The sequence below is a fragment of the Malikia spinosa genome (genome assembly GCF_002980625.1).
Classification (GTDB): Bacteria; Pseudomonadota; Gammaproteobacteria; order Burkholderiales; family Burkholderiaceae_C; genus Malikia; species Malikia spinosa.
This window is the reverse complement of the sequence record NZ_PVLR01000021.1, coordinates 72,613-87,974: the sequence shown is the minus strand read 5'-3', so window position 1 is coordinate 87,974 and position 15,362 is coordinate 72,613. Positions and strand designations below refer to the sequence as shown.

Annotated in this window: 13 protein-coding genes and 1 pseudogene; 9 read left to right on the top strand and 5 right to left on the bottom strand. The window is 65.8% G+C overall.

Annotation, left to right across the window (positions count from 1 at the left end; genetic code table 11):
• Window positions 1-165: pseudogene (locus tag C6P61_RS18165) on the top strand (ammonium transporter); the annotation flags it as partial.
• Window positions 166-202: 37 nt separating this feature from the next.
• Window positions 203-928, top strand: a complete 726-nt coding sequence (locus tag C6P61_RS08555; RefSeq protein WP_237490979.1) for a protein-methionine-sulfoxide reductase heme-binding subunit MsrQ — start codon at window positions 203-205, stop codon at window positions 926-928.
• A gap of 42 nt (window positions 929-970) precedes the next feature.
• Here the strand turns inward: C6P61_RS08555 and C6P61_RS08550 are convergent, their stop codons facing one another.
• Window positions 971-1,630, bottom strand: coding sequence for a hypothetical protein (locus C6P61_RS08550; RefSeq protein ID WP_105729515.1), 660 nt, complete (start codon window positions 1,628-1,630; stop codon window positions 971-973).
• A gap of 93 nt (window positions 1,631-1,723) precedes the next feature.
• On the bottom strand, window positions 1,724-4,135 hold the full coding sequence (gene parC / locus C6P61_RS08545) for a DNA topoisomerase IV subunit A (RefSeq protein WP_105729514.1): 2,412 nt from the start codon (window positions 4,133-4,135) through the stop codon (window positions 1,724-1,726).
• A 298-nt stretch (window positions 4,136-4,433) separates the two neighbouring features.
• On the opposite strand from parC, the gene C6P61_RS08540 reads away from it, so the two are divergent.
• Both C6P61_RS08540 and C6P61_RS08535 read left to right on the top strand, forming a co-directional pair.
• A complete protein-coding gene (locus C6P61_RS08540; protein ID WP_105729510.1) occupies window positions 4,434-5,246 on the top strand; it encodes an SHOCT domain-containing protein in 813 nt (270 codons plus the stop codon).
• 108 nt (window positions 5,247-5,354) lie between these two features.
• A complete protein-coding gene (locus C6P61_RS08535) occupies window positions 5,355-6,437 on the top strand; it encodes a ComEA family DNA-binding protein (protein ID WP_146115006.1) in 1,083 nt (360 codons plus the stop codon).
• Window positions 6,438-6,898: 461 nt separating this feature from the next.
• Here C6P61_RS08535 and C6P61_RS08530 read toward each other — a convergent pair whose 3' ends face one another.
• Together C6P61_RS08530 and C6P61_RS08525 are read right to left on the bottom strand one after the other, a co-directional pair.
• Window positions 6,899-8,887 carry a DNA topoisomerase IV subunit B gene (locus tag C6P61_RS08530; protein WP_105729508.1) on the bottom strand — a complete coding sequence of 663 codons (1,989 nt, stop codon included), beginning with the start codon at window positions 8,885-8,887 and terminating at the stop codon, window positions 6,899-6,901.
• 193 nt (window positions 8,888-9,080) lie between these two features.
• Window positions 9,081-10,652 (bottom strand): methyl-accepting chemotaxis protein, encoded by a 1,572-nt coding sequence (locus C6P61_RS08525; RefSeq protein WP_105729507.1) that lies wholly within the window; start codon window positions 10,650-10,652, stop codon window positions 9,081-9,083.
• 92 nt (window positions 10,653-10,744) lie between these two features.
• On the opposite strand from C6P61_RS08525, the gene C6P61_RS08520 reads away from it, so the two are divergent.
• Genes C6P61_RS08520 through bamC form a run of 5 tightly spaced genes read left to right on the top strand, consistent with a single transcriptional unit; the run spans window position 10,745 to window position 14,812 of the window.
• Window positions 10,745-11,980 (top strand): MFS transporter, encoded by a 1,236-nt coding sequence (locus tag C6P61_RS08520; RefSeq protein ID WP_105729506.1) that lies wholly within the window; start codon window positions 10,745-10,747, stop codon window positions 11,978-11,980.
• Window positions 11,977-12,102 (top strand): hypothetical protein, encoded by a 126-nt coding sequence (locus C6P61_RS18280; protein WP_272918706.1) that lies wholly within the window; start codon window positions 11,977-11,979, stop codon window positions 12,100-12,102. The genes C6P61_RS08520 and C6P61_RS18280 overlap by 4 nt, the downstream gene beginning before the upstream one ends.
• 10 nt (window positions 12,103-12,112) lie before the next feature.
• Window positions 12,113-12,709, top strand: a complete 597-nt coding sequence (locus C6P61_RS08515) for a class I SAM-dependent methyltransferase (protein ID WP_105729505.1) — start codon at window positions 12,113-12,115, stop codon at window positions 12,707-12,709.
• A gap of 1 nt (window position 12,710) precedes the next feature.
• On the top strand, window positions 12,711-13,634 hold the full coding sequence (gene dapA, locus C6P61_RS08510; RefSeq protein ID WP_371417012.1) for a 4-hydroxy-tetrahydrodipicolinate synthase: 924 nt from the start codon (window positions 12,711-12,713) through the stop codon (window positions 13,632-13,634).
• A 41-nt stretch (window positions 13,635-13,675) separates the two neighbouring features.
• Window positions 13,676-14,812 carry an outer membrane protein assembly factor BamC gene (gene bamC, locus C6P61_RS08505; protein WP_105729503.1) on the top strand — a complete coding sequence of 379 codons (1,137 nt, stop codon included), beginning with the start codon at window positions 13,676-13,678 and terminating at the stop codon, window positions 14,810-14,812.
• Window positions 14,813-14,980: 168 nt separating this feature from the next.
• On the opposite strand, the gene C6P61_RS08500 is transcribed toward bamC, so the two are convergent.
• Window positions 14,981-15,202 carry a hypothetical protein gene (locus tag C6P61_RS08500; protein ID WP_105729502.1) on the bottom strand — a complete coding sequence of 74 codons (222 nt, stop codon included), beginning with the start codon at window positions 15,200-15,202 and terminating at the stop codon, window positions 14,981-14,983.
• Between the last annotated feature and the right edge of the window lie 160 nt (window positions 15,203-15,362).

Here is a 15,362-nt window from a genome sequence, read left to right as displayed (position 1 = left end):
GGCACCGCCCTGGGCGTGGGCTGGGCGCTGCTGGGTGGCCTGCTCGTCTACGGCACGCTCAAGGCCGTCATCGGACTGCGCCTGAGCCAGGAAGAGGAATACGAAGGCGCCGACCTCAGCATCCACCGCATCCGCGCCACGCCCGAACGCGAAAGCAGCTGGTAACAGCAGGGGCAAACGCCCGAGTCACGACGATAAGATCATGGCTGCCTACAATGGCGCCATGATCGCCACCCGACTGCTCAACCTGCTGCGGCCACTTGCGCTACTGGCCTGCGCCCTGCCCCTGATCGGACTGTTCTGGGCTGGCCAGCATGACCAGCTCGGCAGCAACCCGGTCGAGCGGCTGATCAGCGAGACCGGCGAATGGTCGCTGCGCCTGCTGCTGGCCACGCTGGCGGTCACTCCCTTGCGCAAGATACTGGGCCTGCCGGCGCTGGCACGCTGGCGCCGCATGCTGGGGGTCTGGTCGCTGGTATACGCCCTGCTGCACTTCGCGGCCTATGCCTGGCTCGAGATGGCGCTCGACCTCGGCGAGATCCTGCGCGATGTCATGACCCGCCCCGTCATCACGGTCGGACTGCTGGCGCTGGTCTTCATGCTGCCGCTGGGCGCGACCTCGTTCAACCAGGCGATACGCCATCTGGGCGCGGCGAAATGGCAGCGCCTGCACCGGCTGGTCTATCTGGTGGCCATCCTGTCGGTGCTGCATTTCTTCCTGAAGAAGGCGGGCAAGAACGACTTCGCCGAGGTCGCGCTCTACGCCGCCTTGCTGCTGGCCCTGCTGGGCTGGCGCCTGTACGACAAATGGCGCAAGGGCGACTTCAAGGGCTTTTTCTCGGCCAGCACGCACAGCTGCGGCCATCAGCCGCAGCACCCGATGGGTGCCGACATCAAGCCGATCGTGTTCCACCGCAAGAAGCCCTGAAGCCACAGGCCGGTGTCGGCCGACCAAGGCTCAAGCCCAGGCTCAGCTGGGACCCGCGCTGCAACTCGGATAAGGCGCGGCCTCGCCGGGCACGATCGGGCACAGGGCCAGCGGTGCCAGCTGCTTCAGCCGCCCCGACCACTTGGCGTCGTCGAGCGACAAGGGCTGCTGGGATGGCCGGCCGCGCTCGGCCCACTGCAGGGTGTAGTAGTCCTGCCGGCCCTTGATGACGATCACGAGCGCGGATTCGCTGCGGGCGCCTGCCGGGCCGTTCACGTAGCCGCAGCTGATGACGGCGGAAAAGGCATCGTGGCGGCCCAGCTTGAACTCGCCGAGGTCCTTGACCGCAAAGGAGTCGGGACAAGCGTCGCGAAAACCAGCCGCCAGCTCGCTGGCGAAGCGCAACGGGCTCTGCTCCGGATTCGAGGCCAGGCCCCTGGCACCGGTGACCGTGATCATCTGCGACCAGCGCTGGACGCTCTCGCCCTTGAGCACGGACTCCTGGATGTAGCTGCCGTTCTTTGCCTGCTCGAAAACCGGCACGAAGCCCTTGGGATAGGAGAACGCCAGCAGCTGGCTGAACACCGGCATGATTGCCCGTAGCTCGCTGCCTGTCGACACCGGCATCACCGCCTGGGCCGAGGCCAGCGAGCACAGGCTGCTCAGGCTGCCCAAGGCCGTCAAGATAAACCGCTTCTGCATCATCGCCCCCTTTTTGAATGAAATGACACTCAACCGGGACATGATAGGTGGCTCAAAACGGGCTGTCAAAACCCGGTTTGCGCTCTATCAGGCTCAGACCCAGCGCAGCAGCCGGTTCGGCTTGAAGCCGAAAGTCGCGTCCTTGCCCTTGCGACCGCGCGGTGCGCGTGCGTTGTTCAGGCTGCGGATCTCGAGCGTCTCGTCGCGCAATTTGCCGCCACGGCCCACGCCCTCGATACGCACGCTGCGAACATAGGCCGCCGCGCCCGCCAGGCTGTCATTGTCTTCCAGCGCCAGCAACTGCAGCCCGCGCCCGCCCTTGGGCTGGTGCTTGAGCTCGGCCAGCTCGAAGGTCAGGATGCGACCGGCCTGCGAGACACAGCAGACGTGGCTGGCCGCCAGCGCGCCGCTGGCAGCGGCTGATGCCCCCTCGCCCGGCAGGGGTGCCAGCACGCTGCCGTCCTGGCCCGCCAGCCGCATCGCGCCACCGCCCTGCACCAGCGAGGGCGTGCACAGACTCTCGCCCTCGGCCAGCGTGATGAAGGCCTTGCCGCCCTTGTTGCGTGCGACCAGGTCCTCGACCCGGGCCAGCAGGCCGTAGCCGCCCGAGCCGCTGAGCAGCAGGGTCGCGCCGGAAGCGCCAGCAAAGTAATGCAGCGGCTGGGTGCCGGCCTCGAGCTCGATCAGGGTCGTGATCGGCTGGCCGTCACCGCGCGCGCCCGGCAGTCCGGCCACCGGCACCGAATAGACGCGCCCGTTGCTGCCGAACACGATCAACTGGTCGACCGTGCGGCACTCGAAAGTGCCATGCAGGCCGTCACCGGCCTTGAAGGCGAAGCCACCGGCCTCGTGGCCGTGTCCGGTGCGCGCGCGCACCCAGCCCTTGCTCGAGACCACCACCGTGACCGGCTCATCGACCACCTTGATCTCGGCCACCGCCTTCTTCTCGGCCTGGATCAGCGTGCGGCGCTCGTCGCCAAAGGTCTTGGCATCGGCCTCGACCTCCTTGATCATCAGCCGCTTCAAACTGTTTGGATTGGCCAGGATGTCTTCCAGCTTGCCCTGCTCGGCGCGCAGCTCGGCCAGTTCCTGCTCGATCTTGATCGCTTCCAGCCGCGCGAGCTGACGCAGGCGGATCTCGAGAATGTCGTCAGCCTGGCGCTCGCTCAAATGGAAGCGCTCGATCAGCGCGGCCTTGGGCTCGTCACTGTGGCGGATGATCGCGATCACCTCGTCGATGTTGAGCAGCACCAGCTGCCGGCCCTCAAGGATGTGGATGCGTTCGAGCACCTTCTGCAGCTTGTGCCGGGTGCGGCGCGTGATGGTGGCCTGGCGGAACTCGACCCATTCGGCCAGCATCTGGCGCAGCGACTTCTGTACCGGCTTGCCGTCGAGCCCGACCAGGGTCAGGTTGATCGACGCCGAGGTCTCGAGGCTGGTGTGCGCCAGCAACGCGGTGCTGAGCTCCTGCTGCTCGACCGTGCGGCTCTTGGGCTCGAACACCAGGCGTACCGCCGCGTCCTTGCTCGATTCGTCGCGCACACCGTCAAGCACCGCCAGCAGCGAGGCCTTGAGCTGGGTCTGCTCCTGCGTCAGCGCCTTCTTGCCGGCCTTGACCTTGGGATTGGTCAGCTCCTCGATCTCCTCGAGCACCTTCTGGCTGCTGACGCCGGGCGGCAGCTCGGTCACGACCAGCTGCCACTGGCCGCGCGCCAGGTCCTCGATCTTCCAGCGCGCGCGCACCTTGAGGCTGCCGCGTCCGCCACGGTAGGCATCGGCGATGTCGGCGGCGCTGCTGATGATCTGGCCGCCACCGGGGTAGTCGGGGCCCGGGATCAGCGCGAACAGTTCGGCCTCGTCGAGCTGCGGATTCTTGATCAGCGCGACACAGGCAGTCGCGATCTCGCGCAGGTTGTGGCTCGGGATCTCGGTCGCCATGCCGACCGCGATACCGCTGGCGCCGTTGAGCAGCGAGAACGGCAGTCGCGCCGGCAGCTGTTTCGGCTCCTGGGTGCTGCCGTCGTAGTTGGGAATGAAGTCGACCGTGCCGAGGTCGATCTCGTCGAGCAGCAGGCCGGTGATCCTGGACAGGCGCGCTTCGGTGTAGCGCATCGCGGCAGCGCCATCACCGTCGCGGGAGCCGAAGTTACCCTGGCCGTCGATCAGCGGGTAGCGCAGCGCAAAGTCCTGCGCCATGCGCACCAAGGCGTCGTAGGCGGCCGTGTCGCCATGCGGGTGGTAGCGGCCCAGCACGTCACCGACCACGCGGGCGCTCTTGACCGGCTTGGCCGGGGTGTTGTTGTTGGCGCCGCCATAGCCCAGGCCCATGCGCTGCATCGCGTACAGGATGCGGCGCTGGACCGGCTTCTGGCCGTCGCAGACATCGGGCAGTGCACGCCCCTTGACCACGCTGAGCGCGTACTCGAGGTAGGCGCGCTGGGCGTAGGCCGCCAGGCTGTCGGGGTCGCCCGTGGCGGGCTTGAGGTCGAGGATTTCTTCGGTCATGGGGTCGCTATCGTAGCGTCTCGGACCCAGGCCCCGCACCGCGGCGACGACCACGCGGCTGCCACAAGCGTTCCCGCGAAATCGGAAAGCCCTAAATTGACCCATCAATGCCCGTTTTCGTGCATTGATGCACCGCCATTGTGCGCAATTGAAATAGGCCTCGAAAATGCCCGCGCGAAAATCAGGAAAAACCCTGCTTCACGCGACTGGATTACATTTATCCCATCCAGTCAGTGGAATTCTCCGCTGCCAAAGACAATCAAAACCCATTGCCTTTCAGGGCCACAGGATTCAGACGATGCGACCCCTCACCCCCTCCGGCCAGCAGGCCGTCAGCCAGATTGCACAGCGCCACGGCTTCAGCGTCGAGGCCGTGACAACCATGCTCGACGCAGTCATCAACGGCAACGGCAGCATGGCGCAATTCAGCCACCCCGAATTCGGCGGCTCGGGCCAGTGGATGTCAGGCGGCATGACCATGCTGTCCGACATGTTCAACAACTACCTCAAGGGCAGGGTCGACAACCTGTGCGCCGACCTGGCCGCGCTGGTCGCGAGTCAATCCGACCTGATCCAGCGCGCCAGCTCGCAGCCGCAAGGCCAGGAAGGCGCCAGCCTGTTCGTGCCGGCGGGACCGGACTGGTGGGGGCCGGAGCTGCGCTGGCCCGACAGCAGCGGTGCGCAGAACGGCGTGCGCTATGCCTATTTCTCGCAGGCGCACCGGCTCGCGATCGAGGTCAACGGCCAGGTCACGATCTACGACACGCTGGATCACCAGATCGGTGGCGTCTCGCAGCAGCAGGGCTACGGCGGCTCGCTGAGCTTCAACAGCCAGTACGGCCTGATCGACATCAGTCGCCTGCCAGTGCTCAGCATCGACGGCCAGGCACAGGCGGTGCCAGTGCCAGTGCCAGCACAGCAACCGCAACCGCAACCGCAACCGCAGATTACCAGCGGCTTCGGCGTCCCGCTGCCGACCTCCGCGCCGCCGATCGCGACCGCAAGCGATATCTTTACCTTGATCGAGCGGCTGTCCGAATTGCACCAGCGCGGCCTGCTGAGCGATCAGGAATACGGCAGCAAGAAGGCCGAATTGCTGTCCCGGCTCTGACACGATCCATTCATCAGGATCTGACAGGATTGGAATCTGGCGCGGATATTGCTGCGCCCATGACTATCCCTCCATTGCCAACCCCCCGCTATGTCAGACCTCATTTCCATGCCACGCACGACTTTCTGCGGCAATCTGGGCTATCGGTTCGATGCCGATCAGGTCGAACTGCAGGCCGATATCGCCGGCCCCTGCGGCTGGCCAACCCAGGGCCAATGGGCGCTGCAGCTCTGGGCCGATGAGACCGTCAAGGTCGCCGAATTGCCGCTCGGACAGCTAGAGGCCGATGCGCAGGGCCTGCTCAGGGTCAGCGGCATCGCCGCCGCGCAGCCGCCGGCCGGCGACGACTTCCATCGCATGAGCCTCAAGCTGGTCTCGGGCCAGCCGGGCGACTACGCCGAGCTGCACGACCAGCAGACCTTCGGGCTGCTGCAAAGCTTCGCCCAGCCGCGCCTGCTCGGGGCGGTGAGCTGCCAATCGAGCGGCGAGGAAATGACGATCGAAGTCGAGTCGATCAGGAACCCGCGTGCCGCCGGCAACCTCAGCGGCACGCTGGCGCTCGAACTCTGGGCGCTCGACGCTCCCTACGCGGGCACCAGCTGGTCCGGCACACCGGTGGCCAGCCTGGTGATCGGCTGCCTCGACGGCCAGGCCAGCCTGGAGCGCAACCGCTTTGTCGTGCACGCAGCGCCCTGGCCCGCAGACCGCGAGCTCACGCTGATGCTGCGCGAATGGACCAGCGCCGGCTATGTCACGCGCGACTACCGCCTGCTGGAGCAGCCGGCCCTGGCAGCACCAGTAGCACCAGTACAAGAGCTCGAGCCAGTACCGGCAGCAGAGCCAGCACAAGAGTCGGTGCCAGTAGCAGTAGCAGTAGCAGTAGCAGTAGCAGTGGAAGTGGAAGTGGCAACAGCAGCGCCGGCCCAGGCAGTTGCTGTCGCCGCCACTGCAGTCGACAGCGAACCGGCGCAGAGCGTACCGAGCCCATCGGCCAAAGCCGAGGCCAGCGCCCAGCGGGTCTCGATCAACCGCGCCAGCGCCGCCAGGATCAGCTCACTCAAGGGCATCAGCGACAAGGTCGCCGCGTCGATCGTCGCGCACCGGCCGTACAGCTCGCTCGACGACCTGCTGCGTGCCAAGGGCATAGGAATCAAGCGGCTCGAGCAGCTGCGCGCGCAACTCGAGCTCTGAGGCTGCAGAACCGAACCTGCTCTACCCATGTCGCATGGGTTTGGGTAGGAGCCGGTGGCAGGGCGGGCGGCCACCTCATGCTGGAGTACCAGAAATCGGCGTCCGCCCGCCCTGCCACCGGCTCCATGGGCTGTCGACTGGCCAACAACTGCTACGTTTACGCGGCGTGATCAAGAACCGAGCCAAGGACGGGCTCCATGAGCTGTCGACCGGCCAGCTGCTACGCCTTCAGCGAGGGAAGCAGGCTGCCGCCATCATCATGAGACACGAGTCAGACTGGCTGATACCGATATTTCCAACGATTCGATTGGATTGTCTGCCCTGCCGTCAACGCCGACCCGTAACCCTGCGGCGTGAGTCGGACCGGCGGACGCCGATTTCTGGTACCCCAGCATGAGGTGGCCGCCGGTCCGACTCACGCCGCAACGCCAGCACAGCAACAGCAGAAGCGCTAGAAAATATCAGACGTCGATCTCGACCTCGTCGCCGTGCAGCTCCATCAGCTCGCGCCGCGCCGCCGCCTCGCCCTTGCCCATCAGCTGGGTGATGATGCCCTCGGTCGCGGCAAAGCTCAGGCCCCCGAGCTGTACCGGCAACAGACGGCGCGTGTCGGGGTTCAGCGTCGTATCCCAGAGCTGCTCGGCATTCATCTCGCCCAGGCCCTTGAAGCGGCTGATCTGGCATTTGTCGCGCGCCACGCCATCCTTGGCGCATTTGTCCAGGATCGCGCTCAGCTCGCCCTCGTCGAGCGCATAGGCCTTGGTCGCCGGCTTCTTGCCGCGCGCGGGCACATCGACCCGGAACAGCGGCGGGCGCGCCACGTAGACATGACCAGCCTCGACCAGCTTGGGGAAATGGCGGAAGAACAGCGTCAACAGCAGCACCTGAATATGCGAGCCGTCGACGTCGGCGTCCGACAGGATGCAGACCTTGCCATAGCGCAACCCGCTCAGGTCGGGCGCGTCGAGCGGACCATGCGGATCGACGCCGATCGCGACCGCGATGTCGTGGATCTCGGTGTTGGCGAACAGCCGGTCGCGCTCGACCTCCCAGGTGTTGAGCACCTTGCCGCGCAGCGGCAACACGGCCTGGGTCTCCTTGTTGCGGCCCATCTTGGCGCTGCCGCCGGCCGAATCGCCCTCGACCAGGAACAGCTCGTTGTGCGCCAGATCCCGGCTCTCGCAGTCGGTCAGCTTGCCCGGCAGCACGGCCACGCCGCTGCCCTTCCTCTTCTCGACCTTCTGGCCGGCGCGCTGGCGCGTTTGCGCGGCCTTGATCGCAAGCTCGGCCAGCTTCTTGCCGTAATCGACATGCTGGTTCAGCCACAGTTCGAGCGCCGGGCGCACATAGCCCGAGACCAGCCGCAGCGCATCGCGCGAATTGAGCTTTTCCTTGATCTGGCCCTGGAACTGCGGATCGAGCACCTTGGCGCTCAGCACATAACTGGCGCGCGCGAATACATCCTCAGGCATCAGCTTGACGCCCTTGGGCAGCAAGGCATGCAGCTCGATGAAGCTTTTCACCGCCTGGAACAGGCCGTCACGCAGGCCGCTGTCGTGGGTGCCGCCGGACGGGGTCGGGATCAGGTTGACATAGCTCTCGCGCACCGGTGCGCCGTCCTCGGTGAAGGCAACGGCCCAGGCCGCGCCCTCGCCCTCGGCAAAGCTCTCGTGGCCGGCATCGGCATGGCCCTCGCCCTCGAACAGCGGAATCACCGGCTCGCCATGCAGGGTCTGCAGCAGGTAGTCGCGCAGGCCGCCCTTGTACTGCCAGGTCTGACTGTCACGGGTCTTCTCGTTGACCAGCGTGACCGAGACCCCCGGCATCAGCACCGCCTTCGAGCGCAACAGCTGCACCAGATCGGCCAGCGGCAAGGCGGCGGACTCGAAATACTTGGGGTCGGGCCAGGCGCGCACGGTCGTGCCCTGCTTGCGCTCGCCGGGCTCAAGCGGGCGCCGGCTCAGCGGCTCGACCACGTCGCCACCGGCAAACACCAGCCGCGCCAGATGGCCGTCGCGGTGGCTGCTGACCTCGAGCCGGTTCGACAGCGCATTGGTCACGCTGACGCCCACGCCGTGCAGGCCGCCCGAGAAGCTGTAGGCCCCACCCGAGCCCTTGTCGAACTTGCCGCCCGCGTGCAGCCGCGTGAAGACGAGCTCGAGCACCGATGCCCCCTCTTCCGGGTGGATGCCGTGCGGGATGCCGCGCCCGTCGTCCTCGATCGCGACCGAACCGTCATCGTGCAAGGTGACCTTGATCTTCTTGCCGTAGCCGGCCAGCGCCTCGTCGGCCGCGTTGTCGAGCACCTCCTGCACGATGTGCAGCGGGTTGTCGGTGCGGGTATACATGCCGGGGCGCTGCTTGACGGGCTCCAGGCCCTTGAGCACGCGGATCGAGCCCTCGGCATAGGCGTTACCAGCGGAATTCGTCGAGTTCGGTTTGTCTGCCATGATGGGGCGCGATTGTAGAGAGCGAACATCCCGCTTGATCCGAACGGACCGGATTTCCCTCGCGTCCAGCGGCTGCCGGCCCCAGGCAGCGCGCCTCGGCACCACTCGTCCCCACGCTCGATCTCCAGGCCAGCGCTACCCGCTGCGTGGCAGGCAAGAAGCCGGCGCACGCACGACCGGTGCGCCTGCACGCCTAGCCGCGATGCGCCAGCTTGAACACCGCGACGGCTTGCACCAGTTCGTGCGCCTGCTGCTTGAGACTCTCGGCCGCCGCCGCGCTTTCCTCGACCAGCGCGGCGTTTTGCTGGGTCATGTGGTCCATCTGGATCACCGCACCGCTGACCTGCGCCACATTGGCGCTCTGCTCATTGCTGGAGACATTGACCTCCTTCATCAGGTCGGTCACGCGCTTGATCGCGATGACGACCTCGCTCATCGTGTTGCCGGCCTGATCGACCAGCACCGTACCGCGCTCGACGCGCTCGACGCTGGTCGTGATCAGGCCCTTGATTTCCTTGGCCGCCTCGGCGCTGCGCTGCGCGAGACTGCGCACTTCGGTCGCCACCACGGCAAAGCCACGGCCCTGCTCACCCGCGCGTGCGGCCTCGACCGCCGCGTTAAGCGCCAGGATGTTGGTCTGGAACGCGATGCCGTCGATCACGTTGATGATGTTGGCGATCCTGGTCGACGCCTCGTTGATGCCCTTCATGGTTTCAACCACCTGGTTGACCACCGAGCCCCCCTGGGCCGCCACGTTCGACGCTCCCAGCGCGAGCTGATTGGCCTGCTGGACATTGTCGGCATTCTGGCTCGCGGTGCTGCCAAGCTCCTCCATCGAGGCCGAGGTTTGCTCCAGCGCACTGGCCTGTTCCTCGGTGCGCTGGCTCATGTCGGCATTGCCATGCGCGATCTGCTCGCTGACGCTCGCGACGCTTTCGGCATTCTGGCGCACATTGGCGACGGTGCGAGCCAGATTCTCCTTCATCTGCGACAGTGCCTGGACCAGTTGCGCGATCTCGTCCTTGCCATCGGCGTGCAACGTGACGGTCAGATCGCCCTCGGCCAGACGGCTCACGGCGCTCTGCGCCTGGGCCAGCGGTCGCGTCACCGAACGGGCGATCAGCAGCGCCGCCGCGCCGCCCAGCGCCACCGCCACGATCGCCAAGCCGCTCAAGGCGATGTTGGCGGTATCGTAGGTGCCATCAGCTTCCTCGATCTTTTCCTGGCCCAGGGTCTCGTTGTAGGTCCACATCGCTTCCAGACTGAGCAATGCGGCTTCAAAGGCCGTTCTGCCATCGTTTGCAAACAAGCTGCGGGCCTTTTCGAGCGCGCTCGGATCGGTGACTGTCTGGTGTGACAGCACCAGGATCTGCTCCCAGAGCGCCAGATACGTCGCCACGTCGGCCTGGACCTTGAGCCAGCGTCGCTTGTCCTCGTCGTCCGAGACCAGCTTCTCATAGGCTGCCAGGGTACTGTGGATGTGCTCGCGATCGCGGGCAATGCGCTGCTCGAGGTCAGCCATGTCCTGCTCGGAATTGCTCAGGATATGGTTGGCCTCGGCGCGGCGGATGTTTTCCATAGCGCCACGCACCTGTGCCACATTGTCCAGCGAAGGCACGACGTTATCGAAATAGTAGCGCCCATTTTCATGCACATGCTTGATCAGGAAACTAGCCGACAATGCCATTATCAGCAAGAACGCAAGAACCAACGCAAAACCCGCCCCGAGACGGGTCGCCACCTTAAAATTTGCTACTTTGATCATAAATCTGTTAAAAAATAAGTCAAACCAGCTTAACTTACATTGCAAAAATAGCAATTAGTATTTCCACTAACGAAAATAGTTTCGCCCAACCCATGAACCCAGCCGCCCACCGCCTTCCCCTGTTGCAACTGCTGATCTGCAGCAGCCTGATCCTCACGCTCGCCATGGGCATCCGGCATGGCTTCGGACTCTGGATGCAGCCGATCACGCAGGACCAGGACTGGACGCGAGAGGCCTTCTCGCGCGCGATCGCGGTGCAAAACCTCAGCTGGGGGCTGTTCGGCATCGGCGCCGGCATGCTGGCAGACCGCTGGGGGGGCTGGCGCGTGCTGCTCGGCGGCGCGCTGCTGTGGACGCTGGGCCTGTGCGGCATGGCGCTGTCGGAGTCGCCGCTGGCCTTCACGCTCAGCACCGGAGTCGTGATCGGCGCGGCGCAGGCCGCCAGCACCTATGGCGTGCTCTACGGCATCATCGGACGCCAGATTGCGCCGGAAAAGCGCTCCTGGGCCATGGGCGTGACCGGAGCGGCCGGCAGCTTCGGCCAGTTCCTGCTGGTGCCGACCGAGGGCTGGCTGATCAGCAGCTTTGGCTGGCAGCAGGCGCTGCTGGTGTTGGGCGCATCGACGCTGCTGATCGCGCCGCTGGCGCTGCTGCTGCGCGAGCCGGCCACGCCTGCCGCAGCAACGGGTGCGACAACCGCACAGCAAGGCATCTGGCAGGCCATGCGCGAGGCGATGGCCTACCCGAGCTTTCGCCTGCTGATGGCCGGCTATTTCGTCTGCGGCTTCCAGGTCGTCTTCATCGGCGTGCACCTGCCGAGCTACCTCAAGGACCAGGGCCTGGCGCCCCAGGTCGCCAGCACCGCGCTGGCACTGATCGGCCTGTTCAACGTATTTGGCAGCTACGGCGTCGGCCTGCTGGGCCAGCGCTGGCCCAAGCGCTACCTGCTCGCGATCATCTACGGCACGCGTTCGGTCGCGATCACGCTGTTCCTGCTGGCGCCGCTGACACCCTGGAGCGTCTACCTCTTCGCGGCGGTCATGGGCCTGCTCTGGCTGTCGACCGTGCCGCCGACCAATGCCATCGTGGCGCAGATCTTCGGCGTGCGCCATTTCTCGATGCTCAGCGGCTTCGTCTTCTGCAGCCACCAGGTCGGCAGCTTCTGCGGCGTCTGGCTCGGCGGACTGCTGTACGACCGCAACGGCAACTACGACCTGGTCTGGCTGATCTCGATCGGCCTGGGCCTGTTCGCCACCGCCGTCAGCCTGCCGGTGCGCGAGACCGCGATCCAGCGTGCGCCGCAACGCGTCGCCGCCAGCGCGCCATGAAATCCTGGCAACGCCTGCTGCTCTGGTGCGCCAGCCTGCTGGGGCTGCTGGGCGTGTTCTCGCTCTATCTGCGACCCGACTTCATGCGCGACCTGGCCGATCTGGCCTGGTCCTGTCTCTAGAATCTGCCACATGACCATCGAGCACCACACACAAGCGCCCTCCGACTGGGTCCGGCGCTGGGGCCACCTGATCCCGGACCGGCCCGGCGGCGCGCGCGTGCTCGACCTGGCCTGCGGTCACGGGCGCCACAGCCGTTGGCTGATGCGCCAGGGCCACCAGGTGACCGCGGTCGACCGCGATGCCGAGGCGCTGGCCGGCCTGGCCGACCTCGCACCCTGGGTCCGCACGCTGAGCGCCGATCTTGAGAATGCCCCCTGGCCGTTGGCCGGACGCGAGTTCGAGGCCGTGGTCGTGACCAACTACCTCTGGCGCCCGCTCTGGCCCCAGATCCTGGCCAGCCTGGCGCCGGGCGGCCTGCTGCTCTACGAAACCTTTGCCGACGGCAACGCCAGCGTCGGGCGGCCGGCCCGGCCCGAGTTCCTGCTGCAACCCGGCGAACTGCTGCGACTCTGCACCGGACTGCGCGTCGTGGCCTACGAGGACGGCTTCCTGAACCATCCAGAGCGCTATGTCCAGCGCATCGCGGCCGTCAATGCCGCGCTGCCGGTCACGCCTGGTGACAAAGCCAACGCTCCCGCGCGTTATGCCCTGCACGGCGCTGGGTAGAATGTGGATCGACTTCAATATCTCTAGAGACTCCGCCATGAAACCCATCACCGGCAGCATCGTCGCCCTGGTCACTCCCATGCACGAAGACGGCAGCGTCGATTACGCTGCGCTGCGCAAGCTGATCGACTGGCATGTCGCCGAAGGCACGGACTGCATCGGTGTGGTCGGCACCACCGGCGAATCGCCCACCGTCAATGTCGAGGAACATTGCGAGATCATCCGAGTTGCCGTCGAGCAGGCCGCCAAGCGCGTGCCGATCCTGGCCGGTTGCGGTGCCAATTCGACCGCCGAGGCGATCGAGCTCGCCAAGTTCGCGCAGAAGGTCGGCGCCGACTGCCAGCTGCAGGTCGTGCCCTACTACAACAAGCCGACCCAGGAAGGCCAGTACCTGCACTTCAAGGCCATCGCCGAGGCCACCGGCGGTGACCTGCCGGTCATGCTCTACAACGTGCCGGGCCGCTCCGGTGCCGACATGCTGCACGACACCGTGCTGCGCCTGGCCCAGGTGCCCGGCATCTTCGGCATCAAGGAAGCCACCGGCAACCTCGAGCGCGCGCAGTGGCTGATCAAGGAAACCCCGGCCGAGTTCTCGGTCTACTCGGGCGACGACCCGACCGCCGTCGGCCTGATGCTGATGGGCGGCCAGGGCAACGTCAGCGTCAGCGCCAACATCGCGCCGCGTCTGATGCACGAGCTGTGCGTCGCGGCGATTGCCGGTGACGTCAAGCGCGCGATGACTATCCAGATGCAACTGCTGCCGATCCACAAGCAGCTGTTCGTCGAAGCCAACCCGATCCCGGTCAAATGGGCCATGAAGCGCCTGGGCCTGTGCAACGATGCCATGCGCCTGCCGATGACCCGCCTGACCCTTGGCAACGAACCCGTGGTCGAGGCTGCCATGCGCGCCTCCGGCCTGCTCTGAATTCCAGGTCCGGCCCCTGCCGCGCCCAACGACCCCGCACCATGATCAAGAAGCCGACAACGCTTACCATCGCCCCCCGCTCCGCCCTCGCCTGCGCCCGCTGGACCCTGATCGGTCTGACCGCCATCGGCGCCATCGGCTGCTCGGTGCTCGAAGAAGGCAAGGTCGATTACCGCAGCGCCAAGAAGGTCAGCAACCTCGAGGTGCCGCCCGACCTGACCCAGCTCAGCCGCGACTCGCGCTATCTGGTGCCCGGCGCCTCGGTCACGGCTTCGAGCATGCAGCAGCAGGCGCAAGCCCAGCCGGTCGCTTCTGTCGCCGTCGTCCCGTCCGATTCCAAGCTGCGCATCGAGCGCGCCGGCAGCCAGCGTTGGCTGGTGATCGACCGGGCGCCGGAAAAGCTCTGGGAGCCGCTGCGCGAGTTCTGGCAGGAAAGCGGCTTCAACCTGGCCCTCGAGCAGGAAAAGCTCGGCATCATGGAAACCGAGTGGAACGAAAACCGCGCCAAGATCCCGCAGGACTTCATTCGCCAGACCATAGGCAAGGTCTTCGACAACCTGTATTCGAGCGGCGAGCGCGACAAGTTCCGCACCCGCATCGAGCGCAACGCCCAGGGTGGCAGCGAGATCTACATCAGCCATCGCGGCATGCAGGAGGTCTACACCAGCGACAAGAAGGAATCGACTGCCTGGCAGCCGCGTCCGTCCGACCCTGAACTCGAAGCCGAATTCCTGCGCCGTCTGATGCTCAAGCTCGGCACCTCACCCGAACAGGCCAAGGCCGTGCTGACAACCAGCACCCAGCCCCAGGCCGCCAGGACTGTCAACGTCAACGGCGTGCCGACCCTGCAGTTGGCCGAAGGCTTCGACCGCGCCTGGCGCCGCGTCGGCCTGGCGCTGGACCGCACCGGCTTCACGGTCGAGGACCGCGACCGCACCCAGGGCATCTACTTCGTGCGCTATCTGCCGAGCGACAGCGCAACGAAGGACGGCAAGCCCGGCTTCCTGTCCGGCCTGTTCGGCGCCAAGACGCAGGAAATCACGCCGCAGCGCTACCGGATCAAGGTCGGCAACGATGCGACCCAGAGCCAGGTCTCGGTGCTCGACGCCCAAGGCAAGGCCGATACATCCGCTACCGCCGGCAAGATCCTGCAACTGCTGGCCAACGACCTCAAGTAAGGCCTGACGCCTGAATGACAACGGCCCCTGCGTGGGGCCGTTTTTTTTGCTGCACAAGCCAGCAGCGGCTGGGAGCGCCGGTCGGGAGGCGAAAGAACTTGCAGGGACGCAGCAGGACAGGCGTAAAAAAACCGCCTTGCGGCGGTTTTCTTGCCTGAGGCGAAGAAATTACTTCTTCTCTTCGACGGCAGGAGCAGCAGCCGGAGCAGCAGCAGCAGCGTCAGCGGCCGGAGCGGCAGCCGGAGCAGCGGCTTCAGCCGGAGCGGCCGGAGCAGCAGCCGGAGCTTCAACAGCGGGTGCCGGTGCCGGAGCAGCAGCTTCTTCCTTCTTGCCGCAAGCGGACAGAGCAGCAGCAGCCATCAGAGCAGCGATAACGAGAGTCTTGTTCATCTTTCGGTCCAAAAAAATTTGTCAGGACGATCATTGGAAGCATCCGGCGTCACCATCCTGAAACGACAACCGGTGTAACTTGCGCCACGCTGACGATTTCTCGCCAGCGCTTAAGTTCATTATCAATGATAAAGCCAAAACCCAGGAGGGATAACCCTGA